Below are 26,210 nucleotides of genomic sequence, written 5' to 3' on the forward strand. Positions count from 1 at the left end.
TACCCGGCGCTACCTGATCACTCGCCGTCGGCCGGCGGAGGCGTGACGCCGTCGCCCGGATCGACCGCGGCGGGCTGAATCGAGGTGGATGTTCCCGAGCCGGACATCGCCGACGGGCGCTCGCCGCAGAAGGCCCGGTACTTGGCCGTCACGGTCTGGCCCGCCGTTCCCTCGGCGACGGTGATCACCTGCGAGTTGGTCCCTGCGGGGAAGCTGAGCACGTTCGCCGTGGAGCCGTCGGGCTTGGTGAAGGTCGCGTTCGTCAGCGTGACCTCGTACGAGCTGAGGGCGTCCGTACCGGACGGGCAGACGTAGTTGTTCCAGCTGACCGTGGCCTCCTGGCCCTCGGTCACGGTTCCGGGGATGCTCGGAGCTGATGCGGGCGGATCGATCTGCACCTGACCGGCGTACACGAGCATCTCGATCGTCGCGCCCGGCAGCTGGTTGCCGGTGTCGACGACCTCGTACACGAGGCCCTGCTGGTCCTCGGCGGGCGCGGGATCGCGCTCGGTGCACTGCGGAACGAGGTCCACGGCCTCCAGGGCGGCGCTCGCCGCCTCGCAGGTCATGCCCTCCAGCCCCAGTGCTGCGACGTCCACCGGCTCGGGCTCGGCCTGCGTGGGACTGTTGTCGGGGGTGGGCGTCTGGCTCTGCGAGGTCGGCGTCTTGTCCGGATCGTTCCCGCCCGGGTTGAGGAACAGGCTCAGCAGCGTGCCGCCGAGGGCCAGAACGAGCAGGGCGATGAGCGCGACCAGCGGCCACGTCCAGGGACTGCGCTTCTTCTTCTCCTGGGGCTCCTCCTCGGCGACGGCCTGCTCGGTGGGCAGTTGCGCGGTCGTGGGCAGGATACGGGTGGACTGGTCGTCGCCCATCCCCGTCAGGATGCGGGTCGCGTCGTCGGCATCCGCCACCCCGGCACCGGCGATGGCCGGCACGGCGATCGCGGCGGAGTTCAGATCACCGCGGCGCAACGCCTGTGCGGCGCGCGAGACCGTGGCGGCCGACGACGGACGGTCGGCCGGCTTCTTGGCGATCATCGCCATCACGAGGTTCTGCACCGGAATCGGAACGGTCGCCGCGAGCGGCGGCGGCTGCTCGTTGATCTGCGCCATGGCGATGGCCACCTGCGACTCGCCGGTGAAGGGACGCTTGCCCGCCAGGCACTCGTACGCGACGATCCCCAGCGAGTACACGTCGGTGGCCGGAGACGCCGCGTGGCCGGACGCCTGCTCGGGCGACAGGTACTGCACGGTGCCCATCACCTGGCCGGTGGCGGTCAGCGGCACCTGGTCGGCGATGCGCGCGATGCCGAAGTCGGTGATCTTCACGCGCCCGTCGGGCGTGATCAGCAGGTTGCCCGGCTTGATGTCGCGGTGCACCAGCCCGGCCGCGTGGGCGGCCTGCAGTGCGGATGCCGTCTGGGCGACGATGTCGAGCGTCTTGTCGGCGCTCAGTGCTCCGTCGCGCTCGAGGATGGTGGAGAGCGCCTCTCCGGGCACGAGCTCCATCACGAGGTACGCGGAGCCGTTCTCCTCGCCGTAGTCGAACACGCTGGCGATGCCCTCATGGTTGACGAGCGCGGCGTGGCGGGCCTCGGCGCGGAAGCGCTCCAGGAAGCCCGGATCGCCCATGTACTCGTCCTTGAGGATCTTGATCGCGACGGTGCGCCCGATGACGTGATCCGTCGCCTCCCACACCTCGCCCATGCCGCCGATCGCGATCCGCGACTGCAGCTCGTAGCGACCACCGAACGACACACCCTGCGTCGGCCTCATCTGCCCAGCACCGCCTCTATGACCTTCTTCGCAATCGGAGCGGCAATTCCATTGCCGGAACCCGACTGTCCTCTTCCACCGCCGTCTTCGACGACGACCGCCACCGCAACCTTCGGATTCTCCGCCGGTGCGAAACCTGTGAACCACAGCGAATACGGGTTGCCGCCGTTCTCCGCCGTGCCCGTCTTCCCGGCGACGTCTACGCCGTCTATTCTTGCACCCGTCGCCGCCCCGGAACTGACTCCCTGGGTCAGCACTGCGGTCAAAGCCTCGGCCTGCTCGGCGCTGAGCGCCTGCTCGAAGGCCTCGTCGGTGAACTGCCTGTGCACGGCGAAGTCGTCGCCGATCACGGCATCCACCATTCGCGGCTTCATCACGGCGCCCTCGTTGGCCACTCCCGCGGCCACCATCGCCATCTGCAGGGGAGTCGCCGTGACCTTGCCCTGGCCGAACCCGGTCAGCGCGGTCTGCGGGTCGTCGAGGCCGGAGGGGTAGCTCGAGGGGGTGACCGTCAGGGGGATCTCGAAGTCGGCGTTGAAGCCGAACTTCTCGGCCATCACCCGGACGGCCTTGTCGCCGAGTTCGACGGCGAGCTCGGCCATCGGGATGTTGCAGCTGCGTCGCAGGGCCTCGGCGATCGTGGTGGTCTTGCCGTCGCCGCAGGTGCCGCCCCAGGCGTTGGAGATGGGCTCACCACTCGGCGCCGTGTAGCGCGCGGGGTTGGGCAGCGTGGACTCGAGGGTCCAGTCGCCGGATGCAAGGGCGGCGGCCGCCACCACGACCTTGAACGTGGACCCCGGCGGGTTCAGGTTGCCGGCGATCGCGCGGTTGTACAGCGGCTTGTCCGGCTCGGCGGCGAGGCGGTCGTGCTCGGCGTTCACGGCCGTGCTGTCGTGCGCGGCGAGCTTGTTGGTGTCGAACCCGGGGGTCGAGACCATGGCCAGGATGCGGCCGGTGGACGGCTCGATCGCGACGACGGCGCCCTGGTAGCCCTTCTCCTGCAGGGCGTCCCACGCGGCGCGCTGCGCCTTGGCGTTCATGGTCAGGCGCACGCTGAGGCCCTGCTGCGGCTGACCGGAGAGGATGCGCTCGATCTCGGCGAAGAACGCGTTGGAGCCGGTGCCGGAGAGATCGGCGTTGAGGGCGCTCTCGATGCCGGTCGCGGACTGCAGCACGGGGTTGAAGTATCCGGTCACGGGTGCCCACATCGCGGCATCCGTGTACACGCGCTGGTACTGGTAGCGGTCGTCGGCGGGCACCGAGGTGACGATCGCGGAGTTCTCGACGAGGATCGAGCCGCGCTGGATCTGATAGCTGTCCTCGCGCGTGCGGGTGTTGGCCGCGTTCTGGGCGAGGTTGTCGGCGTCGATCACCTGGATCCAGCTGGATGCCAGGAACAACGACAGGAACATCGCGAGGATCACGAAGCTCAGGCGGCGCAGTTCTTTCGTCATGTCAGCCGATCACCTCCCTCATCCGATCACCACTCTGGGCTGACGGCGCACGCCGTCGCTGATGCGCAGCAGTAGCGCGACGATGAGCCAGTTGGCGACCAGAGACGATCCGCCGGCCGCGAGGAACGGCGTGGTCAGTCCGGTCAGCGGGATGACCCGGGTCACGCCGCCGACCATGATGAACACCTGCAGGGCGAGCGTGAACGACAGGCCGGTCGCGAGCAGCTTGCCGAAGTCGTCCTGCCCTGCCAGCCCGATGCGCAGCCCCCGGCTGACGAACACCATGTAGAGGCAGAGGATGGCGAACAGCCCGACGACGCCCAGTTCCTCGCCGAGGCTCGGGATGATGTAGTCGCTGTGCGCCAGCGGGGTGATCTGCGGTCGTCCCTGGCCCCAGCCCGTGCCGATGAGGCCGCCGTGTGCGAGGCCGAAGATGCCCTCCACGAGCTGGTAGCTGCCGCCGCGGGCGCTGATGACGTCGGGGTTGAACGCGTCGAGCCAGTTCGTGAAGCGCCGCTGCACGTAGGCGAGCACCCGGGTGGCCAGGAACGCTCCGATGCCGACACCGGCCAGGCCGATCACCACCCAGCTGGTCTTGCCCGTCGCGACGTACAGCATCGCGACGAACATGCCGAAGATGAGCACGCCGGTGCCGAGGTCGCGCTGCAGCACGATGATCAGCAGCGAGATGATCCACACCACGAGCACGGGCCCGAGCTCGCGCATGCGCGGCCACGTGATGCCGAGGAACCGCTTGCCGACCGAGCTCAGGCTCTCGCGGGTGCGCACCAGGTAGCCGGCGAAGAAGACGGCCAGGCAGATCTTGGCGAGCTCACCCGGCTGGAACGAGATGAAGCCGCCCAGCGACACCCAGACGTCGGCGTTCGAGCCGCTGGCCTTGAGGCCGGGAATGAAGGGCAGGATCAGCAGCACGATGCCGGCCAGGCCGAAGAGGTAGGTGAACCGGTAGAGCACACGGTAGTTGCGCAGGGCGATGATGAGCGCGATGGCGCCGGCGAGCGAGATCGCCGTCCAGGCGAGCTGCTTGGTGGAGAACGCGTCCCACCCGGCGAAGTTCTTCGCGATGTCGATCCGGTGGATCATCGCGATGCCCAGCCCGGTCAGCACCGTCGCGATCGGCAGGACGAAGGGGTCGGCGTCGGATGCGACGACCCGTAGCACCACGTGCACGGCGAAGACGACCACCGCGAGGCCCCCGCCGATCAGGAGGATGATCGGGTCGATCGCGCCGAGCGCACCCAGCTGCACCAGGGTGAGTGAGGCACCCGAGACCGCCAGCGCGAACAGGAGCAGCCAGAACTCCCGGTTGCGCTGCTTCTGCGGCATCCGGATCTTCTTGAGCGCCCTCATGACGCTGGTGTCGGCGCTGACGTCGGTCATGGCGTCGGCTCCTCGGTCGTGGGGGCGGGAGTCGGCTGCGGTGTCGGGGTCTCGACCGGCACCGGCGGCAGAGCGCTGGCGCGCAGCCGCTCGGTGATGGCGACGGCGTCGGAGAGCGAGCGGGCGTTGATGGTGCGCTCCACCGACGCGCGCTGATAGGAGGGCAGGTCGGCGAGCAGGATGAAGGTGTCCTTCACCTCGGTGGACAGCTTGATGGGGCCGAGATCCTGCTGCACCCCGCGGTAGATCACGACGCTGTCCTCATCGGCGCCGACGAAGTAGCGCGTCTGGGTCCAGTTGTAGGCGAGGATGCCACCGCCGGTGAGGGCGAGCACCGCCACGAGCAGGGCGGCGAGCCAGGCGATGCGTCGGCGGGTGCGCCGCCGCCGGTCCTCTTCGATGATCTCCTCGAAGTAATCGGAGTCGGGTTCGAAGTGGCTGGGCTCGTTGGCGGCCTGGCGGACCGGGTGCAGCCAGCCCGTGAACGAGGTGCGTGCGGCGGGAACGGGCAGGTCGGAGGGGTTGGATGCCGCGCCGACGACGGTTCCGGTGCCGGAGGAGAGCGGATGCGCGCCGCCCACATCGACGAGAACGACCGTGACGTTGTCGGGGGCGCCCCCGTCGAGGGCCTGCTTGAGAAGGTTGTCGGCCGTGCGACCGGGAGCGAGCCCGAGGCGCATGGCCTTGGCGATGTGCAACTCGTCGACGACGCCGGAGAGCCCGTCGGAGCACAGCAGCCAGCGGTCGCCGGGCTGGGTCGGCATGACGAACATGTCGAGGTCGGGCGCGATGTCCATGTCGCTGAGCACGCGCATGAGCACCGAGCGGCGCGGGTGATAGCGGGCCTCTTCGAGCGTGATACGTCCCGAGTCGACGAGTCGCTGGACGAAGGTGTGGTCGGTGGTGATCTGGGTCAGCGCGTCGTCGCGATACAGGTAGATGCGGGAGTCGCCGATGTGCCCGATGACGGCGTGATCGTCGACCATGATGATCGCGCTGAGCGTGGTGCCGAGCCCGGCCAGCTCGGGGCGCTCCTTCGAGGCGCGCACGAGGTCCGCCGCCGCGGTCGTCGCTGCCGCCTGCAACGACGCCTGTGCGTCATCCGTCGAGGCGTAGGCCTGGTCCAGGTCCTCCATGCGGCCGATCGCGAGAGTCGATGCGACGTCTCCGCCGGCGTGTCCGCCCATGCCGTCGGCCACCACGAACAGGTTCGCACCGGCATAGCCGGAGTCCTGGTTGTTGGAGCGGACCTTCCCGGTGTGGGAGATCGCGGCACTCGAGCCCTCGAAGACCATCGCGGTGCGGTGCCCTTACGCTCGCAGCTCGAAGGTCGTCGCGCCCACCTTGATCGGAGTGCCGATCTGGATCTGCACCGGCTTCTCGCTCAGGCGCTCGCCGTCGAGGAACGTGCCGTTGGTGGAGCCGAGGTCCTGCAGGGTCCAGATGTCTCCGCGCTTCGAGAGACGAGCGTGATGGCTGGAGGTGTAGTCGTCGCGGATGACGAGGCCGGATTCACTGGACCGGCCGATGGAGAGGGAATCGGCCGTGCCGAGCGGGACCTCGAGGCCGACCTTCGGCCCGGAGGTGATGACCAGACGGGATGCGGTCTTGACGGATGCCGCGGCAGGACGCGGCGCCTGGGGCGCCCGCTGCACGGGAGCCGCCGCTGCCGCCTCGCCGGCGGGCATCTTGCGCACGCGCACGCCGAACAGGTCGGCGCGCAGCGAGTACACCACGCCGAACACGAAGAACCACAGCAGCACCAGGAAGCCGATGCGCAGCACCAGCAGCACGAGCTCGCTCATCGCAGGGTCCCCTTCCGGTTGCCTGAGCCCGAAGACGGACCCGATCCGGGGTTCGTGACCGGCACGACGCGGAACACCAGTTCGGTGCGGCCGATCGTGAACGACGTGTCGGGGGCCAGTGCGGCCTCGCGCACCTTCTGCCCGTCGACCTTGGTGCCGTTGGTGGAGCCGAGGTCGCGGAGCATGGCGCGCTCGCCGTCCCAGAGGACCTCGGCGTGCCGCCGGCTCGAGCCGGCATCCGAGATCGTGATCCCGGCATCGCTGCCGCGCCCGATCACGGTGCGGGCGCTGGTGAGGGTGTGCCGGTGTCCGTCGACCTCGATGACGCCCTCCCAGGTGACCGCGCTCTCCACCGACGAGGAGTTCACCCGCACCGTGCCCGTGGCGACGCGCTCGTCGGCCTCGAGCGAGATGTGCAACGGGCCCGAGAAACTGTAGCCCTGGGTGCGGGCATGCTTGGTGAGCAGGGCGAACAGCTCGTCGTTGAGGGCATGGCCGAGCCCCCGCATCCGCTCGTGGTCGTCGGGGCTGAGCCGCACGAGGTAGTCGCTGGGCGTGATGATGCGCTCGCGGCTGACGACAGCCGCCTTGGTGTCCGCCTCGCGGCGCAGGGCCGAGGCGATCTCGACGGGCTGGATGCCGCTGCGGAAGGTCTTCGCGAAAGCGCTGTTCACAGCGCGTTCGAGACCCTTCTCAAAGCTGTCAAGTAGTCCCACGAGGTTCCTCTGGCATGCCGACCGGTAGGGCCATCGTAGCCAGACCCGCTGAATGTCCGCCTGTCGCGCGTCGGTTTCGGCGCCGACGCGGTGAGAATCCACCTCTCGCACGAGACGGCTGCGGGTGCGCGATGTCGGGCGGAAAGCGCTGTGTCGCCGCCGGATGCCCGCCTGCCGGCCGTGTTCGGAGCGCCCGCGCGCACGTGATAACCTTGGCAGGTTGAGTTCTTCGGAGCACGACATGCGCGAGTGGCGGAATAGGTAGACGCGCTGGCTTCAGGTGCCAGTGCTCGCAAGGGCGTGGGGGTTCAAGTCCCCCCTCGCGCACAGAATGACGAGGGCCCCGGTGTCAGCCGGGGCCCTCGTCGTCTCCGCAGACCTCACCGGCCGGGATTCCGGCGTAGGCTGGGTGCAGCGTCGCGTGTCGGTGGCAGGCAGTGTCAGACATGGAGGCGTCGGACCAGAAGGAGCGATCGAGGCGGCGCATCCCGACCTGGCTCCGGTGCTGAGGAGCCTGGAGCAGGATCATTCGATGATCGACCAGCTCATCGGAGAGCTCGAAGCGGCGGTGCAGCGGTCCGCCTCGGCCGATGAGGTGGAACGACACCTCGAAGGCGTCTCCGCGATCATGGAGAGCCACTTCCGGTACGAAGAGCGGCAGCTGCTCGCGCGCCTGATCAGCCGCCCGTGTCGTCCGGCTCCGGCGCCGTCGGGGGTCCGTCGCCGGCATCCCGCCGACGCCGCCGAGTCTCCCGGCGGTCCTCGCCCACGGTCAGCGACGCGTCGCCGGATGCCGTGTGCGTCGGATCGTCGGGACCCTTGGGCTGGATGCGCCCCGGCTCGAGGGTGCGGGTGACGTCCACCGCGGTGACGATCGGGATCTGCTCGGTCGCCGTCTCGTACCACTCCGTCAGCGCGGGATCGTCGGTGTCGATCCCCGCGCCGGCGCCCTCGTCGGCGGCGACCTCCGTCGCTCCGAACACGAAGTCGTCGCCGTGCTCGGCGATGCCGCGACGCACGCCCTGAGCGATCGCCGCCCGTGCGTACCGGCGCCGGAGCATGTACGGATCGGTGTTCAGCTCCTTCGCCCACGAGATCATGACGCCGATCACGATGACGGCGAACGGCAGCGCCGAGACGACCATGATCGACTGCAGGCCCGAAAGCGCCGTCTCTCCGCCCGCGAGCAGCAGGGCGAGAGCGGCCGCTCCCAGCAGCACGCCCCAGGTGATCGTCACCCAGCTGGAGGGCTCCGGCCTGCCCCGCTGGCTCATCGAGCCCATGACGATCGCCGCCGAATCGGCGGAGGTGACGAAGAACAGCACGATCGAGATCATCGCCAGCACCGAGAGCACGACGCCGAAGGGCAGCTCGCTGAACACGGCGAAGAGGATCGCCTCGGGTGAGCCGGCCGCCGCGATCTCACCGGTCTGCGACTCGAGCAGCATGGTCGTGCCTCCCATGATCCCGAACCACACGATGCACACCGCCGAGGGGACGACGATCACGACGGTCACGAACTCGCGCAGAGTGCGGCCACGGGAGATCTTCGCGATGAACATGCCGACGAACGGGGTCCACGAGATCCACCACGCCCAGTAGTAGTTCGTCCAGCTGGCCATGAAGGCCGCCGCGTCGTCGCTCTGTGCGGGATTCCTGCTGAGCATCGTCCACAGCTCGCCGAAGAACGCCGAGACGCTTGCCGGGATCATGTTCAACAGGAACAGGGTGGGCCCGGCGATGAAGATGAACAACCCGATGATCCCCGCCACGACCATGTTGATGTTCGACAGTGCCCGGATGCCGCGCTTGATGCCCGAGACGGCCGAGACGACGAACGCGGCGGTCAGGATGGTGATGATCGCGATCAGCGCGGTGTTGCCCAGCGGACCCGCTCCGGAGACGACCTCGATTCCGCTGGCGATCTGCAGAGTCCCCATGCCGAGCGTGACGCCGGTGCCGAACAGAGTGACGATGATCGCGAAGACGTCGATGACCGCGCCGATCCACCCCTCGGTGCGCTCGCCGAAGATGGGCCGGAAGATCGCAGAGATCAGCGGCGCCCGGCCGCGCCGGTACGCCGCGTAGGCGATGGCCCCGCCGACGAGTGCGTAGAACGCCCACGCCATCGGTCCCCAGTGCAGGATCGACTGTGCCAGGGCCGTCAGCATCGCATCCCTGCTGCCCGCCTCAGCGGTGAAGCCGGGAGGCACGTCGGTGAAGTACGTCAGCGGCTCGGCCGGACCCCAGAAGAGCAGGCCGATGCCCATGCCCGCCGAGAACAGCATGGCGATCCACGACACCGTGGAGAACTCCGGCGACTCGTCGTCGGCCCCGAGTCGGATGCCACCGGTGCGGCCGTAGCCGACCACGAACATGAAGGCGATGGTCGCCACGGCGAGCATCGAGAACAGCCACCCGAAGTTCTGCGTCACCCAGCTCAGGGATGCCGCGCCCACGGCGCTGATGTTCTCCGGAGCGGCGAATCCCCAGATCACGACGCCGAGTACGAGGACTCCCGCGATGCCGAACACCGCCCAGTTCGTGCTGAACACCCGGGGCGTGTCCTCGACTCCGATCCCGGGGATGAGGGCCGGGTGCGTCACCTCTTTCAGGATCGTCTTCGGTGACGACTTCGGCGCGGGGCGCGGGTCGGAGGGGTCTGTGTCGCGGGTCCTGTCGGTCATCGCAGTTCTCCCGGCGCGGTCCGCGCATCCGTGGATCGGACGCACGCGATCCGACGCGTGTAGCGGTCACTGTCTCGACGGTAGAAGGATGCGGGGGCCGAAGGCCGGGAGGAACACGCGTTTCCGGGGAAACCGGGGAGGGATCGGATTCCGCGCAGGGGTCTCAGAGCGGCGTGGGCGCCTTCGTGACCGTGAGCGGGCCGATCCGCTCGGGCTCGGTGCTCAGCCCCAGCGTCCGCAGCGCGGCCTCCAGCTCCTCGCGGTCCTTCCTGCCGTATCCGTCGAAGCAGATCTGCTCGCCGTCCTGGAACCTGACCCACACCTGCGGTCGATCGCGGGAATCCCCCTCCCAGGGTTCCTCCCAGCAGACGTACCGGATGGTCGCGTTCTCGTACGGCCAGACGTAGGCGTGGCTTCCGAGCCGTTCCGCGACGGCACCGTGCTCGAAGAGGAACAGCCGTGCCCCGCCCCAGAGAACTCTGCGCAGCGTCGGGACGACGAGGATCACCGACAGGACCAAGAACACCAGACCCGCGCCACCGGAGGCGATCAGGCCCGCCACCGACGACGAGCCCGGGCTCCACGGCGAGCTCCGCCATCCCATGCTCAGGAAGACGACGGCGCACACCGGCAGCAGCAGAACCGCGATCGTCAGGCGACGGCCGTGGTCGCGATTCAGCCGATGCGCGGACCTGAGCGCACCGTAGCCTTGATCGGACGCGACCTTCCGCGCGCGCGAGGTGAGCGCGGTCGTTGAGTTTCGCACGGCCATGGTGCCAGTATCACCCATCGTCCGGCGCTCCCGGTCGCGGTGACCGTCAACCGTTCCCGCCGGTCGCGCAGCATCCATCGGCACAGGCGGGAGCCGGGCGCTCTCCCGTGAGCATCGACACCGGGGCCGCGCAGCAGGCGTCTCCGCGCCAGGCCTCGAAGCCCTCGCGCACGGCGAACCCGGCGATGACGAGTGCGGCGACCGAGTCGGCCCACGCCCATCCCAGCAGGGTGTTCAGCACGAGGCCGACCAGCAGCGCCGCAGAGAGATAGCTGCAGATGAGCGTCTGCTTCGAGTCGGCGATCGCCGAGGCGGAGCCGAGCTCGCGCCCGGTGCGGCGCTCGAACCAGCTCAGGAACGGCATGATCAACAGGCTCAGCGAGGCGAGGACGATGCCGATGGGCGCGTGCTCCGGCTCCCGCAGGCCGGTCAGTGAGAGGAGGGCGTCGACCGACACGTATGCGGCGAGGGCGAAGAACGACACCGCGATCACCCGCAGGGCCGCCTTCTCGCGGCGCCGAGGATCCGGGGCCGCGAACTGCCAGGCCACGGCCGCTGCAGAGAGCACCTCGACGATGGAGTCGAGTCCGAACCCGACCAGGGCGGCGGATGACGCCGCTCCGCCGGCGATCAGGGCGACGACGGCTTCGAGGACGTTCCAGGTGATCGTCACCGCGACGATGATCCGAATGCGTCGGCGCAGCAGGGTGGTGCGCGACGAGCCCCGAAGCGCGATGGTCATCCCGCTTCCTCCGTGTCGCAGCATCCGGACAGCGTGCACCGCGGGTCGACACACGGATCGTCGGCGTCGACGGCGAGCGTGACGGTCACCAGGGCCGTCAGCGCGGATGCCAGATGCGGATCGGCGATCTCGTAGCGCGTCCGGCGTCCTTCCGGCTCAGCGACGACGATCCCGCAGCCGCGCAGGCATGCGAGGTGGTTCGAGACGTTCGTCCGGGTCAGCCCGAGTTCCTCGGCGAGGCGCGCAGGGTAGCCGGGTCCCTCGAGCAGCGAAAGCAGGATGCGGGAACGCGTGGCATCCGCCATCGCGCGGCCGAGGCGATTCATGGCGCCGAGCCGTGAGGCGATGGTCAGCATGTGCTGACTATACAGCGGATGCTGACCTGTGTGCGTCAGCGCACCTCGACGAGAGACGCGAGCCCGGCCGTTCCGGATTCGCGGTGCGCTCGCAGCTGACGCTCGGAACCCGTGCCCTCGGTCCGCAGGCGCGCGAGCCGGTCGGTGACGAACTCCGCGTCGCCCAGCTCGTCCAGGGCCGGACGGATGCGAGACAGCATCCGCTCCACCGCCGCCCAGGCGGGCTCGGCGGGCCCGTCCGCCCGGAGCAGGCGGGCACGCATGCCGTGTCGGGCCGCGAGCCACAGCGAGGCGTCGAGCTCCTCCGCCGGCGTCACGGCGGGGTCATCGTCGTCGGCGACCACGATCGCCCGGGTGAGTGCCGCCTGAAGCAGCGTGTCCTCCACGTCCAGCTGCGCATCGGCCACCCGCACCTCGATCGTGTCGTACTGCGCGGACAGCCGCGCCGCCCACGACACCGACGAGCGTGCCGGCAGCGCACCGGCGTCCAGCAGCCGCTCCACCGCGCGGTGATACCCGTCGGCGTCTTCGAACGCCGGAGGACCCCACGACACGGGCAGACGGCGGATGAGCATGCTGCGCCAGCTGGCCAGACCCGCTGGCAGCCCGCCCGCGAACGGTGAGTTCACGCTCAGGGCCAGCAGCACGGGCAGCGCTTCGCGCACCCGTCTCAGCGCGCGCACGCGCTCCTCGTCGCCGAACACCTCCACGTGCACGTGCAGGCCGTTCACGGCGTGCTCCGCCGCGAGACGTCCGATCAGGTCGGAGACATCGTCGTAGTGCGGTGAGGTCGAGATGTGCATGGGGCCCGCCACCGCGAAGGGAGATCCGATCCCCGCGACGATCGTTCCCACCGGGGCGTGCCGTGCCAGCATCCGGCGCATGCCGCTCAATTGCACCTGCGCCCGCCCGCGAGAGGGAACCGGCTCCGTGGCGGCCTCGGTCTGGCTGGTCAGGAACTCGGCGGTCAGCCTGCCGCCCTCCGGAGCGTCGCCGAGCACGACGTCGTGCAAGGCGCGCGCCGACACCGGCACGAGAGTGGCGGCGTCGAGCAGCAGGAACTCCTCCTCGACGCCGAAGCGGGTGGTGAGCGGCATCCGCTCCTCCTCTCCCGCGAACCGCCGTGGAGACAGACGGGTGCGCCACGATCCCATCCGGGACCGAGGCGCACCCGTCCTGCTCAGGGCGATCCGCGATGCGGACCGTCACGCGTCGGCGACGCGGTGATCGCTAGTTGTCGAAGGCGTCCTTGACGTCGTCTCCGACCTTCTTCGCATCGGCCTTCACCTGGTCGACCTTGCCCTCGGCCTGGAGGCTCTCGTCATCGGTCGCGTCGCCGATACCCTCCTTGGCCTTGCCGACCATCTTCTCGACGTTGTGCTTGGCGTCGTCCATGGCTCCCATGTGGCGCTCCCTTCGTGAGGAGGGCGGTGAACCGCCCATCTGCGGACAACTCAGAGTGCCACCGCGCCCGAATCGGGCCCAGGGGATTGACAGTGCGGAGCGGAGCAGGTTAGGCCGCGCGCAGGATGGCCGAGAAGGATCCGCGCGGCTCGGAGAGGAACGGCCTCGCTGTGCTGTCGTTCCCTCTCCGAGCCTGCTGATCTCCCCTCAAGGCCTTTCACACCCGGGGCGCCCGAAGCCGTGGACTTCGGACCACCCCTCCTCTAGTGTGAAAGTGCATGCGCGGTGGGAAATCGATCGTCTCTCACCGAACCCCAGTCGGTGAAGGGGGCCCCAGTCCCCGGCGATCCACGCATGCGCTTGGCCCTCTCGTTGGCACAGTCCCCAATGTGCTCTGCGAGGGGGCCTTTCTCATCATGACACTCATTCCGCGTTTTGTCCCCCATATGGGGGACAAAAGATTGCCGATTTGTGTATGCTGAACGCTGACGCACCCTCCGGTCGTCTTTGGCCCTCATCGCTCCCCCCGCGGTGAGGGCCAACTTCTTGCCCCGGGCGCTTCTCGGATGCAACATTTGGGTCACCTTCTGGTAGGTGCTGTTGACGTGGGGGCCCTCTGGGATAGCGTTAGCGCAGTCGGTGCGTCCTGCGTCGGCGTAGCAATCAGCAGAACGGCAGTAAATGAGCACCCAGGGCACAGTCAAGTGGTTCAACTCGGAGAAGGGCTTCGGCTTCATCTCCCCCGACGACGGAGGCGCTGACGTCTTCGCGCACTACTCCGCAATCCAGTCTTCCGGCTACCGCTCGCTCGACGAGAACCAGCGCGTCGAGTTCGATGTGGCGCAGGGCCCCAAGGGCCTGCAGGCTGAGAACATCCGCCCCATCTGAGGCGGGAGCGGACTCCCCGTCGGCCGCTGCGACTGCAGTGCCGACGGGGAGTTCTGCGTGTGCGGGCATCCGCCGCACACGGATGTCGGCGGGACCGACGGATGTCGGCGGGAAGGCCGGCATCCTGCCGACATCCGTGTTCTGAGCCGGCATCCGGATGCCGTGCTGGGGCGGGCGCGGGCTCAGCCCAGCAGCAGGGATCTCAGGGCGACGGGGTCGGATGCCCGGAACGCGGCGGCATCCGCTTCGGCGGGCTCGCCGAAGCCCCAGTCGACGAAGACGACGGGGATGCCGTGCTCGGCGCCGCCCTCGACATCATGGTGCCGGTCGCCGATCAGCAGCGGCCGTGAGGTGTCGACGCCAGCCGCGCGCAGGCGCTCGAGGGCCTGACCGACGACGAACGACTTGCCGTCCGAGCGTCCCTCGATTCCCGGCCGGGCGCCCGAGATCGCCGCGAACGCGTCGATGAGGCCGTGGTGCTCGAGGATCGCACGCACCTGATTCTCGGGCTTGGTACTGGCCGTGGACTGCGCGATGCCGGCATCCTGCACCGCCCGAAGCACCTCCGGTACACCGGGATAGATATCCACCGATGCCGCGTAGCCGTCTGCGGCGGCGAGCTCGCGGTAGCGGGAGACCGCCTCATGCGCGCGCTGCTCGTCCATGCCCGCGCGCAGCTGGAACGACTCGTACATGGGCGGTCCGATCCACAGCGACAGCTCCGCCGCATCCGGGTCGGGCAGACCGTACGAGGCGAACACCTGACGCAGGCGCGGCAGGATGCCCGCCGACGCGTCGGCGATGGTGCCGTCCACGTCCCAGAGAATGCAGGAGTAGGGCGATTCGGGCATGTCTTCAGCCTACCGACGCCGCGACTGCGGGCCGGCTCAGAACAACCGGGGAATCCCGGACTCGACGCCCTTCATGCCTTCGTAGTCGAGCACGACGCAGCGGATGCCGCGGTCCTCGGCGAGCACGCGCGCCTGCGGTTTGATCTCCTGTGCGGCGAAGACGCCGCTGACGGGAGCGAGGTGCGGATCGCGCCCCAGCAGCTCGAGATAGCGGGTGAGCTGCTCCACCCCGTCGATGTCGCCGCGGCGCTTGACCTCCACGGCGATCGCCGCGCCGCCGGCATCCCGGACCATCAGGTCGACAGGGCCGATGGCCGTCGGGTACTCGCGGCGCACGAGCGTCGCCCCCGCGCTGATGAGCTCCACCTGCTCGGCGAGCAGGCGCTGCAGGTCGGCTTCGACGCCGTCCTTCTGCAGGCCGGGGTCGATTCCGAGATCGTGGCTCGAGTCGTGGATGATCTCGTAGATCTGCACGCGCAGGGCATCGCCGGTCTTCCGGTGCGTCACGCGCCACACCTCGACGACGCCGGCGCCCGCCTCTTCCTCGCCCGGGATCTCGGGGGTCAGGGTGCACGGCGGGCTCATCCAGTTCAGCGGCTTGTAGCTGCCGCCGTCGGAGTGCACGAGCAGGCTGCCGTCGCCCTTGTGCACCAGCAGGCGCGTGGCGAGGGGCAGATGGGCGTTGAGCCGCCCGGTGTAATCGACGGAGCAGCGGGCGATGACGAGACGCACCCGAAGAGCCTACTTCGTCGCCGTGGTCTCGTCGGCGCGCAGCGGACGCGCGGCGCCGGAGAACAGGCCGGACGCGATCACGAGGGCCACCAGGATGAACAGGGTGTTCAGCAGCCCGATGTGCGCGCTGATCATGCCGAGCACGGGAGGCCCGCCCAGGAAGGCGACGTATCCGATGGTCGCCGCGGCGCTCACCCGCGCGGCCGCCTTGGCCGGATCGTCGGCTGCCGCCGACATGCCGATCGGGAAGCCGAGCGAAGCGCCGACGCCCCACAGGGCGGCGCCGAGCAGCACCAGCGGCAGTGTGGGTGCCAGGATGAACAGCAGGATGCCGGCCGCGGCCGTCACGGCGAGCAGGCGCAGCACGAGGACGCGCCCGAAGCGGTCGACGACCGGCCCGCCGAACAGCCGCACGACGGTCATGCCGACCGAGAAGGTCGCGAGGGCGACCGCGCCCATGCCGGCGGGCGCTCCGTGCCCCTCTTCGGCGCCGAGTGCGATCCAGTCGTTCGCGCCGCCTTCGGCGAACGACATCCCGAGCATGACGACGCCGAGCATGTAGGTGCGCGGTTCGCGCCATGCCTCCAGCGCCACGTGCATCCGCTCGCGCCAGTGCGGCTTCTCGTCCGCCGCGTCGAGTGCGGCCTCGCGCACGGGGACCTGGAAGAAGCACGTCACCGCGATCACGGCAATCAGCGCGCCCATGATCGCGGCGTGCGTCGCGACCGACAGTCCTGCGCCGGCGGCGAGTGCGCCGATCCCGGCGCCGATCACCGTCCCGAAGCTGAAGAACGCGTGGAACACCGGAAGGATGGTCTTGCCCATCTGCTGCTCGATGGCGGTGGCCTCGACGTTCATCATGACGTCGACGCTGCCGTTGCCGAACCCGAACAGCGCCATGCCGAGCAGCACGACCGGCACCGAGACGAAGACGGTCGAGCCGAGGCCGATGAGCACGATCCCCGTCGCGAAGGCCAGCATGGTCACGAGCATCCCCCGCCGAGCGCCGGTGCGCGCCATGACGGCGGGTCCCGTGGAGATGCCGATGATCGACGCGACGCCCATGCCGAGAAGGATGAGGCCGACCTGCGCGTTGTCGAGCGTGAGGTCGTCCTTGATGCTGGGCACGCGAGACGCCCAGGTCGAGATCGAGAGGCCGCTGGCCAGGAAGATCGCGAAGATCGCGAGGCGCCAGCGCACGAACTGCGACCGGGTGAGAGCGGTGTCCATCGCACCATCGTATCGAATCGATTCGATGCGCGTGACCGGTCGGGGCTATCCTCGGAGGATGAGCAGCACCGCACGCCGCGCGACCATCGCGGACGTGGCCCGCGAAGCCGGCGTCTCGACGTCGACGGCGTCGGTCGTGTTCAGCGGCAAGGTCAACGTGGCCGACGCCACGCGGGAGAAGGTGCTCGCGGCCGCCGCGTCGCTGGGATACACCGGGCCGGATCCGCGCGCGGCGTCGTTGCGGCGTGGCCGCAGCGGAATCGTCGGAGTCGTGCTGGGCGGCGAGCTGCGGCATGCCTTTCTCGATCCGGTCACGACGGCGATGATGGACGGGCTCTCCGACGCTCTCGCGTCGATCAGCGCCGGCATCCTGCTGCTGCGCGACGACCCGCAGGGCGACGAGGCGCCGCCCATCACCGAGGCGCCGGTGGACGCCGTCGTGCTCATCGGATGCTCGGGACGCACACGCGCGGCTCTGGAGACCGTGCGACAGCGCGGCCTTCCGGTCGTGGTGATCGAGGGCGACGCGGGGGAGGGGATCCCGCGGATCACCCTGAACAACCGCGAGGCGAGCGCCGAGATCGCACAGCATCTGCGTGGGCTGGGCCATGCGAGGGTCGCGACGGTGACGCTCGCGCTCGACGTCGATCGCGAGCGGGGGCCGATCACCCCCGAGCGCGTGGCCGCAGCGACGGTCGACGTCACCCTCGACCGCCTTGCCGGATTCCGCGACGTGTACCCCGATGCCCCCGGCGTGACGGCGGCCGCGAGCCTGATCGATGAGGGCATGCTCGCCGCGCGCAATCTGCTGGCGGATGCCCGCGGCGATCTGCTCGAGAGCCGGCCGACGGCCATCGTGGCGCAGAGCGATCTGCTCGCGGTGGGCGTGATTCGCGCGGCGGAGGAGCTGGGACTGCGCGTGCCGCTGGAGCTGAGCGTGGTGGGGTTCGACGGCATCGCCGCCGACGGCCTCGGCTCGCTGCGGCTGACGACCGTCGCCCAGCCCGCCGTCGCGAAGGGCCGCGCCGCGGGCGAGCAGGTCGCGCGCATGATCGCGGGGGAGCGCGGCGAGTCGGTGCACTTCTCGTGCGTCTTCCGCGCCGGCGAGACGAGCGCCCCGCCCGCCTGAGCCGCTCGGGCCCTCGAGGCCTCGCGTCCGGCATCCGCTCGCGGGCGCGCTCTCGCGCTGCGTTCTCGTGCCGCGTTCTCCTGCTGGATGTGGTGCAACACGCGGTGTGGGTGCGGGGGATGCGGCGTGTTGCGACCCAAACGGGCTCAGGAGCGCTGCGTTCTCGTGCCGGATGTGGCGCAACACGCGGTGTGGGCGCGGGTGATGCGGCGTGTTGCGACCCAAACGGGCTCAGGAGCGCTGCGCTCTCGCGCTCTCGTCCTGCGTTCTCGTGCTGGATGTGGCGCAACACGCGGTGTGGGTGCGGGGGATGCGGCGTGTTGCGACCCAGACGCGAGCTCAGGAGCGCGCGGGACCCAGGGGGAGTGGATGCGACGGGAAGTCGAGGATGCGGTAGCGCCCGCACACGATGACTCTCTCCGGCTCGGGAAGGCCGGCGACGTCCCACGGGCTGGTCTGCTCGTCTTCGAGCAGGAAGGTCACCTCGCCCGCGTCGAAGTCGGTGCGGTTCACCAGCCAGGCATAGCCGCGCAGCGTGTGGTCGACCTGCACCAGCCTCGCGGGATCCTCGAGCAGCAGTTTCGGCAGTCGCACCGTCCAGAACTGGCCGGCGCCCGTGCGGCCGGAGGAGTCGACCCAGTCGGCCACGCACCGCGCATCGGCATCCGGCTGTCCTGCCGCCGCCGCGATCCTCGGCAGCGACAGCCCCGCGCCGAGCAGAAGCAGGGCGGATGCCGCGGCGACGACCGCCCGCAACCGGGCGGCCGGCAGGCGCAGCCGCACCGGATGCGCGACGATCGCGAGCACGGAGGCGAAGGCGAGCGGCTGCAGGTAGCGCGCGGCGTGCGTGCCGAGCACGATTGCGCCGGCCACGACCGCGACAGGCGCGAACCACGCGAATGCGGCGAGGACGCGACCCCCGGGTTCGGCGGAGCGCTGGATGCTGTGGCGGATGGCGACCACGAGAAGCAGAGCGCTGAAGACGCCGGCCGCGAGACCGCCCGGTGTCGAAAACCGGACCCCCGCGAGCTCTGCGTAGTACCCCGCGGACTCGGCCCAGAGCGCGGGCTGCGCGTATCCGGCGCCGGAGTTCGCGATCCATTCCGAGAAGGGAATACGCGCTCCGAACCCGATCGCCGTGCCGCCCAGCAGGGCGAACAGCGGCAGCAGCGACCGGCGGCCGAGCAGCGAGCGGTGCGACGACGCCAGCAGGACGGCCGCGAGCGGAGCGACCGCCCACGCCAGGAAGATCGGGTTGCTCAGGGTGCACACCAGCGCGACCATGGCGAGAGTGGCCAGTGAGAGCGGGCGTGGTCGGTCGGCCCAGCGACGCACCAGCCCGGCGGCGAGCACCGCGCCGATCACGGTCGCGGAGTAGTACGTGGTGGTCAGCAGGAGCGACGCCGGCTCCAGGGCGTCGCGGGACGCCGACGTCTCGGTCACGGCGAGCAGCCCGAACGCCGCCAGCGCCAGCACCGACCGCACCACGGGCATCCGGCCCGGCCGTCGCCGGCCCGCCGCCACCCGCACGGCGCCGTACAGTGCGAGCAGGTTGACCACGGCGCCGACGGCGAGCACGGTCGTGACCGCCACCCCGGGCAGCAGCATCCGCAGCGCGATGAACGCCCCCAGCTCGGGCAGGAAGAGCACGCTCGACATGGCCCAGTCCCAGCTCTGACCCTCCAGCACCGAACGCGCCGCCAGCGCGACCACCACCGAGTCGCCATCGCGGAACAGCAGCCCGCTGCGCGCCGTCGAGGCCACCTGCCCGACGACGATGACCGCGACCGTCAGAGCAGCCGTCCACCCGGCCGCCTCACGCCATGCCCCGCGCGTCATGCGTCAACTCTCGCACGCCGCCGCCGTCGCGCACCGGTAGACTGGACCGACATCGCCCGCCTGTGCCGGAAGGCCTCGACGAGCTTGAGGAGCCGCTTATGCTGTTGCTCCTTGCCGTGTTCCTGGCCGGGTCGCTCCTCCTTCCCGTCTTGGTCCGCTGGCTCGGAGCACAGGCATTCGTCTTCGGCGCACTCGTCCCGGCCGCCGCCTTCGTGCACACCCTCCTGCGCACGCCCGAGGTGCTCGACCCCGAGACGGTTCCCTTCCAGGACTACGAGTGGATCCCGCAGCTGGGACTGCATCTGTCCATGCGCATGGACGTGCTCGGGTGGGTCCTGACCCTCATCGTCACGGGCGTGGGCGCCCTCGTGCTGCTCTACTGCCGCTGGTACTTCCACGACGACGCGGCCGGCGTCGGCCAGTTCGCTGGCGTGCTGCTCGGCTTCGCCGGCGCCATGTACGGCCTGGTGCTCACCGACGATCTCGTCATGCTCGTGATGTTCTGGGAGCTCACCAGCATCCTGTCCTACCTGCTCATCGGGCACTACCGCCGCCGTGCCGCCAGCCGTCGATCGGCCCTGCAGGCACTGCTGGTGACCACTCTCGGCGGACTGGTGATGTTCGTCGGCGTGATCCTGCTCGTCGTGGACGCCGGCACGGCCAGCATCCGGGAGCTGCTCGAACTCGCACCCACCGGTGCGGTGATCGACGCCGCGATCGTGATGCTGCTGGTCGGCGCGATCTCGAAGTCCGCGCTGTTCCCGTTCCACTTCTGGCTCCCCGGAGCGATGGCCGCCCCCACACCGGTCAGCGCCTACCTGCACGCCGCCGCGATGGTGAAGGCCGGCATCTACCTGATCGCACGGTTCGCCCCGATCTTCGCGCTGTCGGCACCGTGGCGGCCCATCGTCATCACCCTCGGCGTCTTCACGATGCTGCTCGGCGGCATCCAGGCGCTGCGCGAGACCGACCTCAAGCGGATCCTGGCCTTCGGAACCGTCAGCCAGCTCGGCTTCTTCTCCGTCGTGATCGGGTACGGCACGCCCGGCGCCGCGCTCGCCGGCCTGGCACTGGTCATCGGGCACGCGCTGTTCAAATCCGCCCTGTTCCTCATCGTCGGCGTCATCGACCGCCAGCTCTCCACGCGTGACATCACGGAGCTGTCCGGCGTGGGCCGGCAGGCGCCGGTCATGGCGACAGCCGCCTTCATCTCGGTCGCCTCGATGGCGGGCATCGCGCCGACCATCGGCTATGTCGCGAAGGAGTCCACGCTCACCTCGCTGCTGGAGGACGCCCAGCACGGCAGCGTGTGGGGATGGGTCGCGCTCGCGGGCGTGACCCTCGGTGCGGTGCTGACCGCCGCGTACGGATGCCGGTTCCTCTGGGGGGCCTTCTGGCGGAAGAAGGATGCCGCCGGCTCCTCTATGCCGCAGACGGCATGGCCCGATCCGCCGGTCGGATTCCTGGCCTCGCCGATCATCCTCGCCGGACTCAGCATCGCCGCCGGAATCGGAGCGCCGGCGCTGGACGTCGCCCTGCAGGGCTACGCCGCGACCTTCGATCCCGCTCTCGGGCAGGTCGGCCACCTGGCGCTGTGGCACGGTCTGGAGCCCGCGCTGCTCCTGTCGATCGGGGCGATCCTGCTCGGCATCGGCGTGTTCGTGCTCAGCATCCGCTTCGGGTGGGATCGTCGACCCCGCCTGCTGCGCTTCACCGCGGCCGACGTCTACTTCTTCAGCATGCGCGGCGTGGACCGCCTCTCCGTGCTCACCACGAGCCTGACCCAGCGAGGCTCGCTCCCGCTGTACGTGGGCACGATCTTCATCGTGCTGCTCGCGGCCGAGGCGACCGCACTGGTCGCGGCGGCACCGGAGCGGATCTCGCTGTCGGCCTGGCACACGCCGGTGCAGATCGTCGTGGCTCCGGTGATGGCGATCGCCGCGATCGTGGCGGTGCGGGCGCGCAAGCGCTACACGGGGGTCGTGCTCGTCTCGGTGACCGGGCTCGGCATGGTCGTGCTCTTCGCCACCAGCGGCGCCCCCGACCTGGCGCTCACGCAGATCCTCGTCGAGACGGTGACCATGGTGACCTTCGCCCTGGTGCTGCGCCGGCTGCCGTCGCGGATGGGCGAGCACAACGCCTCTGTGGGCCGGGCCCCCCGGGCGATCCTCGCGATCGGTGTGGGCGTGACGATGGCGTTCGTCGCGATCATCGCGACCCAGGCGCGCATCTTCGACCCGATCTCCCTCGACTTCCCCCAGCTCGCCTACGAGCTCGGGCACGGCAAGAACGTGGTGAACGTCGCGCTCGTCGACCTGCGCGGCTGGGACACCATGGGCGAGCTCAGCGTGCTGGTGCTCGCAGCGACGGGCGTGGCATCCCTCGTCTTCGTCACCCACCGGGCCGACCTGCTCTCGGCCACCCGCGACCTGCCCCAGACCAAGCGCCGTGCGACCGCGCGTCGGCCGCTGGTCGAGACCGACGAGGGGCTGCGGTTCCAGACCGCCGAGAACCGCGGAGCGCCGCGTGCCTGGCTGGTGAGCGGACAGCGGATCAAGGCCGAGGACCGCTCGATCCTGCTGGAGGTGATCGTGCGGGTGCTGTTCCACACGATCATCGTCGTGTCCATCTACCTGCTCTTCGCCGGGCACAACGGGCCGGGGGGCGGCTTCGCCGGGGGGCTCGTGGCGGGCATGGCGCTGGTCATGCGGTACATCGCCGGCGGTCGCTGGGAGCTGGGCGCGGCGGCGCCGACGGATGCCGGCCGCCTGCTCGGCTTCGGCCTGGTGCTCGCGGTGGGCGCCGCCCTGCTGCCGATGTTCTTCGGCATGGCGCCGCTGGAGAGCACCGTGTGGGAGGCGGAGGTCCCCTTCCTCGGCCACCTCGAGTTCGTCTCGTCGACGGTCTTCGACGTCGGGGTGTACCTCGTCGTGATCGGACTGGTCCTCGATGTGCTGCGCAGCCTGGGCGCCGAGGTCGATCGCCAGGCCACGCAGGTCCGGAGCAGGGGGGTGCGCGTCTGATGGACGTCTCGCTGACCCTGATCGTGATCATGGCGGTGCTCTTCGCCTGCGGCGTCTACGCCATGATGGAGCGCAGCCTGACCCGTGTGCTCATCGGATTCCTGCTGCTGGGCAACGCCACCAACCTGCTGCTGCTGGTCGTGATGGGGGTGCCGGGCAAAGCGCCGTTCTTCGGCGAGGAGGGCGACGTCAGCGACCCGCTGCCGCAGGCGCTCACCCTGACGGCCATCGTGATCACCTTCGCGGTGTCGGCGTTCCTGCTCGCCCTCATCTACCGCTCCTGGCAGCTCGGCCAGGCCGACACCGTCGAGGACGACGAGGCCGACATCGCGCTGCGCGAGCGCACGGATGCCGAGGAGGAGCTCTTCGACGACGAGTCGACGCCGGAGGAGGAAGAGGCCACCACCGACTTCGTCGGCACGGCGACCGCCCCGATCACGGTGCTGCACATGCGCGACCATCCGGCCATCCAGGACGATGCGCCGGTGGACGTCGCGGACGTCGCGGACGTCTCGGCGGGCTCTCCGACGGGAACGACCATCGACGACGGGGCGGACCGCTCGTGAGCGCTCTCGTGCCCCTCATCGTGATGCTGCCCCTGCTGGGAGCCGCCGTCACCCTGGTCTTCGGTCGCAATCCGCGCCTGCAGATGGTCGTCACCGCCGGGACGCTGGCATCGGTCTCGATCATCGCCGCCGTGCTGCTGGTCGCCGTGGATGCCGCTGACACGCCGTTCGCGGTGTCCGTCGGCGGCTGGCCGGTGCCGTTCGGCATCGTGCTGTACGTCGACCGGTTCGCGGCGCTGCTGGTCCTCGTCTCGAGCATCGTGCTGCTGGCGGTGCTGCTCTTCTCGATCGGCCAGGGAGCGGCCGACGGGATCGAGGAGACGCCGATCTCGATCTTCAACCCGACCTACCTGATCCTGGCCGCCGGCATCTTCGACGCGTTCATCGCGGGGGATCTGTTCAACCTCTACGTCGGCTTCGAGATCCTGCTGGTCGCGTCATACGTGCTCATCACGCTCGGGAGCACCGAGTCGCGCATCCGCACGGGCGCGGTGTACATCGTCGTCTCGCTGGTCTCGTCGATCCTGTTCCTGGCGGCGATCGCCATGATCTACGGCGCTGTCGGCACCGTGAACATGGCACAGGTGGCCGAGCGGGTCGCGCAGCTGCCCCAGGAGACGCAGCTCGTGCTGCACCTCATGCTCCTGATCGCGTTCGGCATCAAAGCCGCGATCTTCCCGGTGTCGTTCTGGCTGCCCGACTCGTACCCCACCGCTCCGGCGCCCGTCACCGCGGTCTTCGCCGGCCTGCTGACCAAGGTGGGCGTGTACGCGCTGATCCGCACCGAGACGCAGCTGTTCGCCGAGAACAGCATCGACACGCTGCTGCAGATCGTGGCACTGGCGACGCTGGTCATCGGCGTGCTCGGCGCCGTCGCGCAGGCCGAGCTCAAGCGCATCCTGTCGTTTACGCTGGTCAGTCATGTCGGGTACATGATCTTCGGCCTGGCGATCGCCACCGAAGAGGCCATCGGCGCCACGGTGTACTACATCGTGCACCACATCGTCGTGCAGACCACCCTGTTCCTCGCCGTGGGCCTCATCGAGCGCAAGGCCGGGAGCACGTCGATCCTGCGGGTGAGCGGACTGATGAAGGCCGCACCGCTGCTGGCGGTGCTGTACTTCGTGCCGGCCATCAATCTCGGCGGACTGCCGCCGTTCTCGGGCTTCATCGGCAAGATCGCCCTGTTCGAGTCGGCGGCAGCAGTGGGCACGTCGCTCATGATCGTGCTGATCTTCGGCGGCATCCTCACCTCGCTGCTCACTCTGTACGCGCTGATGCGCGCATGGAACCTCGCCTTCTGGCGGGAGGGGGACGAGCTCGGAGAGATCGACGGACGTGTCGGCTATCTCGGCAACGCTCCCGCCGCCGACATGCAGCAGGAGACGCGCCGCATCCCGTCGATCATGACCGTGGCCACCGGCGGGATGGTCGTCGTCACGCTCGCGCTCACCGTCTTCGCGGGGCCTCTGTACGCCCTGTGCGACCGGATCGGCGCGGGGCTGCTGCAGCCGATCACCCTTCAGCAGATCGACGAGGAGGTCGAATGACCCCCGAGTCGAAGCGCGGCCTGCTGCGCGACATCCTGCTGCAGGTGCCGTTCATGCTGTGGCTGGTGCTGCTGTGGGTGCTGCTGTGGCACCAGTTCACGCCGCTCGCCCTGGTCACCGGCATCCTCGTCGCGATCTTCGTGACCCGCGTCTTCCGCCTGCCCACGGTCGAGCTCGTCGGCCGAGTGAACCTCTGGTACACCCTGGTGTTCATCGTGCTGTTCCTGGGTGCCGTCGTGGCCGGCGCGGTCAGCGTGACCCTGCAGGTGTTCGATCTGCGACGCCAGCCCGGAGCGGCCATCATCGAGATCCCCCTGCGATACGCGGATGACATCGTGACGACCCATGTGGCGGTCACCGCGTCGCTCATCCCCGGATCGCTGGTCGTCGAGAGCGACCGCGACCGCCGTGTGCTCTACCTGCACGTGATCGGCGTGCGCAGCCGCGCCGACGTCGACCGCTTCCGTGACGATGTGCTGCGGTGGGAGAGACGCATCGTGCGGGCGGTGGGCACGCCGCAGCAGTACGCGGCGCTCAAGGCCGACCTGAACCGCGGCCGGGATGCCGCGAAGGTCGACGCGCTGAGCGAGGGCCGCGAGACGAGGGGCGGTGCCCGATGAACGTCCTTCTCGTCGCGATCATGGTGGTGTTCGGCATCGCCGCGATCCTGTGCGTGGTCCGGATCATCCGCGGGCCCTCGATCCTCGACCGCACGGTGGCCTCCGACGTCCTGCTCACCGAGGTCATGTGCGTGCTGGGTGCCGACATGGCGCTGAACGGGCACACCCGGAACATTCCGGTGATGCTGATCATCGCGGCGGTCAGCGTGTTCGGGTCGATCTCCGTGGCCCGCTACGTGGCCAGAAGGGACAACACGACATCATGACCGTCGCGTCCTTCTTCGAACTGACGCTGCCGCAGCCGGTGGCCGACATCATCGTGTTCGCGCTCGTGCTGCTCGGCGCGATCCTGTGCCTGTCGGCGGCGGTGGGGCTGCTGCACTTCCGCGATGTCCCCAGCCGGCTGCACGCGGCGACCAAGCCCCAGGTGCTCGGGCTGGTGCTCATCTGCCTGGCAGTCGCCGTGGCACAGCGCACCGTCGGCGCGATGCTGCTCGGCGTGCTGATCGTGATCCCGGTCATCCTGCTGCAGTTCGCGACCGCCCCGCTGTCGGCGCACATGGTCGGCCGGCAGGCCTATCGGAACGGCACCATCGAGCAGCGCTCGCTGGTGGTGGACGAGTACGCCGAATCGCGGCGCACGCCTCCCGGGGCGGGGTAGCCGAGCGAT

Annotated in this window: 24 protein-coding genes, 1 tRNA gene and 1 pseudogene; 10 read left to right on the forward strand and 16 right to left on the reverse strand. The window is 69.6% G+C overall.

All coding sequences use genetic code 11. The annotated features are described in order from the left end of the window. Positions 1-17: 17 nt before the first annotated feature. The 6 genes from ACFWHT_RS00430 to ACFWHT_RS00455 are packed head-to-tail and all read right to left on the reverse strand — an operon-like array spanning position 18 to position 7,151. Entirely contained in the window at positions 18-1,775 is a 1,758-nt protein-coding gene (locus ACFWHT_RS00430; protein WP_378824425.1) for a protein kinase, read from the reverse strand. Then, the gene (locus ACFWHT_RS00435; protein ID WP_378824427.1) at positions 1,772-3,229 is read right to left on the reverse strand and encodes a peptidoglycan D,D-transpeptidase FtsI family protein; all 1,458 of its coding nucleotides are present in this window, start codon (positions 3,227-3,229) and stop codon (positions 1,772-1,774) included. The genes ACFWHT_RS00430 and ACFWHT_RS00435 overlap by 4 nt, the downstream gene beginning before the upstream one ends. A gap of 18 nt (positions 3,230-3,247) precedes the next feature. Further along, a complete protein-coding gene (locus tag ACFWHT_RS00440) occupies positions 3,248-4,630 on the reverse strand; it encodes an FtsW/RodA/SpoVE family cell cycle protein (protein WP_378824428.1) in 1,383 nt (460 codons plus the stop codon). Beyond that, positions 4,627-5,925 (reverse strand): PP2C family protein-serine/threonine phosphatase, encoded by a 1,299-nt coding sequence (locus ACFWHT_RS00445; protein ID WP_378824430.1) that lies wholly within the window; start codon positions 5,923-5,925, stop codon positions 4,627-4,629. The genes ACFWHT_RS00440 and ACFWHT_RS00445 overlap by 4 nt, the downstream gene beginning before the upstream one ends. A 15-nt stretch (positions 5,926-5,940) precedes the next feature. Beyond that, positions 5,941-6,435: an FHA domain-containing protein gene (locus ACFWHT_RS00450; RefSeq protein WP_378824432.1), complete on the reverse strand. Its 495-nt coding sequence runs from the start codon at positions 6,433-6,435 to the stop codon at positions 5,941-5,943. Next, complete coding sequence (locus tag ACFWHT_RS00455) at positions 6,432-7,151, reverse strand: FhaA domain-containing protein (RefSeq protein WP_378824434.1); 720 nt, start codon at positions 7,149-7,151, stop codon at positions 6,432-6,434. The genes ACFWHT_RS00450 and ACFWHT_RS00455 overlap by 4 nt, the downstream gene beginning before the upstream one ends. A 243-nt stretch (positions 7,152-7,394) precedes the next feature. On the opposite strand from ACFWHT_RS00455, the gene ACFWHT_RS00460 reads away from it, so the two are divergent. Both ACFWHT_RS00460 and ACFWHT_RS00465 read left to right on the forward strand, forming a co-directional pair. Then, positions 7,395-7,478 (forward strand) — tRNA-Leu (locus tag ACFWHT_RS00460). Between the two features lie 205 nt (positions 7,479-7,683). Next, a pseudogene (locus tag ACFWHT_RS00465) lies at positions 7,684-7,764 on the forward strand (hypothetical protein); the annotation flags it as partial. A gap of 64 nt (positions 7,765-7,828) precedes the next feature. Here ACFWHT_RS00465 and ACFWHT_RS00470 read toward each other — a convergent pair. From ACFWHT_RS00470 to ACFWHT_RS00495, 6 genes are all read right to left on the reverse strand, one after another. Next, positions 7,829-9,838 carry a BCCT family transporter gene (locus tag ACFWHT_RS00470; protein ID WP_378824436.1) on the reverse strand — a complete coding sequence of 670 codons (2,010 nt, stop codon included), beginning with the start codon at positions 9,836-9,838 and terminating at the stop codon, positions 7,829-7,831. A 163-nt stretch (positions 9,839-10,001) separates the two neighbouring features. Further along, entirely contained in the window at positions 10,002-10,610 is a 609-nt protein-coding gene (locus ACFWHT_RS00475; RefSeq protein WP_378824438.1) for a hypothetical protein, read from the reverse strand. Positions 10,611-10,656: 46 nt separating this feature from the next. Beyond that, positions 10,657-11,352 carry a cation transporter gene (locus ACFWHT_RS00480; RefSeq protein WP_378824439.1) on the reverse strand — a complete coding sequence of 232 codons (696 nt, stop codon included), beginning with the start codon at positions 11,350-11,352 and terminating at the stop codon, positions 10,657-10,659. Then, the gene (locus tag ACFWHT_RS00485; RefSeq protein WP_378824441.1) at positions 11,349-11,708 is read right to left on the reverse strand and encodes an ArsR/SmtB family transcription factor; all 360 of its coding nucleotides are present in this window, start codon (positions 11,706-11,708) and stop codon (positions 11,349-11,351) included. The genes ACFWHT_RS00480 and ACFWHT_RS00485 overlap by 4 nt, the downstream gene beginning before the upstream one ends. A 35-nt stretch (positions 11,709-11,743) precedes the next feature. Then, the gene (locus ACFWHT_RS00490; RefSeq protein WP_378824442.1) at positions 11,744-12,805 is read right to left on the reverse strand and encodes a YbdK family carboxylate-amine ligase; all 1,062 of its coding nucleotides are present in this window, start codon (positions 12,803-12,805) and stop codon (positions 11,744-11,746) included. 133 nt (positions 12,806-12,938) lie between these two features. Then, positions 12,939-13,112, reverse strand: a complete 174-nt coding sequence (locus tag ACFWHT_RS00495; protein ID WP_378824444.1) for a CsbD family protein — start codon at positions 13,110-13,112, stop codon at positions 12,939-12,941. 681 nt (positions 13,113-13,793) lie between these two features. Between ACFWHT_RS00495 and ACFWHT_RS00500 the strand changes: the two genes are divergently transcribed. Continuing rightward, complete coding sequence (locus ACFWHT_RS00500; protein ID WP_311256060.1) at positions 13,794-14,000, forward strand: cold-shock protein; 207 nt, start codon at positions 13,794-13,796, stop codon at positions 13,998-14,000. A gap of 182 nt (positions 14,001-14,182) precedes the next feature. Here the strand turns inward: ACFWHT_RS00500 and ACFWHT_RS00505 are convergent, their stop codons facing one another. From ACFWHT_RS00505 to ACFWHT_RS00515, 3 genes are read right to left on the reverse strand one after another with little or no spacing between them, the layout of a single operon-like run. After that, positions 14,183-14,851 carry an HAD hydrolase-like protein gene (locus ACFWHT_RS00505; RefSeq protein WP_378824445.1) on the reverse strand — a complete coding sequence of 223 codons (669 nt, stop codon included), beginning with the start codon at positions 14,849-14,851 and terminating at the stop codon, positions 14,183-14,185. Between the two features lie 36 nt (positions 14,852-14,887). Beyond that, positions 14,888-15,583 carry an endonuclease NucS gene (gene nucS / locus ACFWHT_RS00510; protein ID WP_378824447.1) on the reverse strand — a complete coding sequence of 232 codons (696 nt, stop codon included), beginning with the start codon at positions 15,581-15,583 and terminating at the stop codon, positions 14,888-14,890. Between the two features lie 9 nt (positions 15,584-15,592). After that, on the reverse strand, positions 15,593-16,813 hold the full coding sequence (locus ACFWHT_RS00515; protein ID WP_378824449.1) for an MFS transporter: 1,221 nt from the start codon (positions 16,811-16,813) through the stop codon (positions 15,593-15,595). Positions 16,814-16,871: 58 nt separating this feature from the next. Between ACFWHT_RS00515 and ACFWHT_RS00520 the strand changes: the two genes are divergently transcribed. Then, the gene (locus ACFWHT_RS00520; protein WP_378824451.1) at positions 16,872-17,942 is read left to right on the forward strand and encodes a LacI family DNA-binding transcriptional regulator; all 1,071 of its coding nucleotides are present in this window, start codon (positions 16,872-16,874) and stop codon (positions 17,940-17,942) included. 339 nt (positions 17,943-18,281) lie between these two features. Here the strand turns inward: ACFWHT_RS00520 and ACFWHT_RS00525 are convergent, their stop codons facing one another. Continuing rightward, entirely contained in the window at positions 18,282-19,781 is a 1,500-nt protein-coding gene (locus ACFWHT_RS00525) for a hypothetical protein (protein WP_378824452.1), read from the reverse strand. Between the two features lie 98 nt (positions 19,782-19,879). On the opposite strand from ACFWHT_RS00525, the gene ACFWHT_RS00530 reads away from it, so the two are divergent. Genes ACFWHT_RS00530 through mnhG form a run of 6 tightly spaced genes read left to right on the forward strand, consistent with a single transcriptional unit; the run spans position 19,880 to position 26,201 of the window. After that, positions 19,880-22,804, forward strand: coding sequence for a Na+/H+ antiporter subunit A (locus ACFWHT_RS00530; RefSeq protein ID WP_378824453.1), 2,925 nt, complete (start codon positions 19,880-19,882; stop codon positions 22,802-22,804). Next, positions 22,804-23,370, forward strand: a complete 567-nt coding sequence (locus ACFWHT_RS00535) for a Na(+)/H(+) antiporter subunit C (protein ID WP_378824454.1) — start codon at positions 22,804-22,806, stop codon at positions 23,368-23,370. The genes ACFWHT_RS00530 and ACFWHT_RS00535 overlap by 1 nt, the downstream gene beginning before the upstream one ends. Continuing rightward, a complete protein-coding gene (locus tag ACFWHT_RS00540; RefSeq protein WP_378824455.1) occupies positions 23,367-24,920 on the forward strand; it encodes a Na+/H+ antiporter subunit D in 1,554 nt (517 codons plus the stop codon). Before ACFWHT_RS00535 ends, ACFWHT_RS00540 begins: the two co-directional genes overlap by 4 nt. Next, a complete protein-coding gene (locus ACFWHT_RS00545; RefSeq protein ID WP_378824456.1) occupies positions 24,917-25,540 on the forward strand; it encodes a Na+/H+ antiporter subunit E in 624 nt (207 codons plus the stop codon). The genes ACFWHT_RS00540 and ACFWHT_RS00545 overlap by 4 nt, the downstream gene beginning before the upstream one ends. After that, a complete protein-coding gene (locus ACFWHT_RS00550) occupies positions 25,537-25,806 on the forward strand; it encodes a monovalent cation/H+ antiporter complex subunit F (RefSeq protein ID WP_378824459.1) in 270 nt (89 codons plus the stop codon). Before ACFWHT_RS00545 ends, ACFWHT_RS00550 begins: the two co-directional genes overlap by 4 nt. Further along, a complete protein-coding gene (mnhG, locus tag ACFWHT_RS00555) occupies positions 25,803-26,201 on the forward strand; it encodes a monovalent cation/H(+) antiporter subunit G (protein WP_378824461.1) in 399 nt (132 codons plus the stop codon). Before ACFWHT_RS00550 ends, mnhG begins: the two co-directional genes overlap by 4 nt. The last annotated feature ends 9 nt before the right edge of the window (positions 26,202-26,210 follow it).

Origin of the sequence: Microbacterium sp. NPDC058342 (assembly GCF_042723935.1) — a bacterium.
GTDB lineage: Bacteria > Actinomycetota > Actinomycetes > Actinomycetales > Microbacteriaceae > Microbacterium.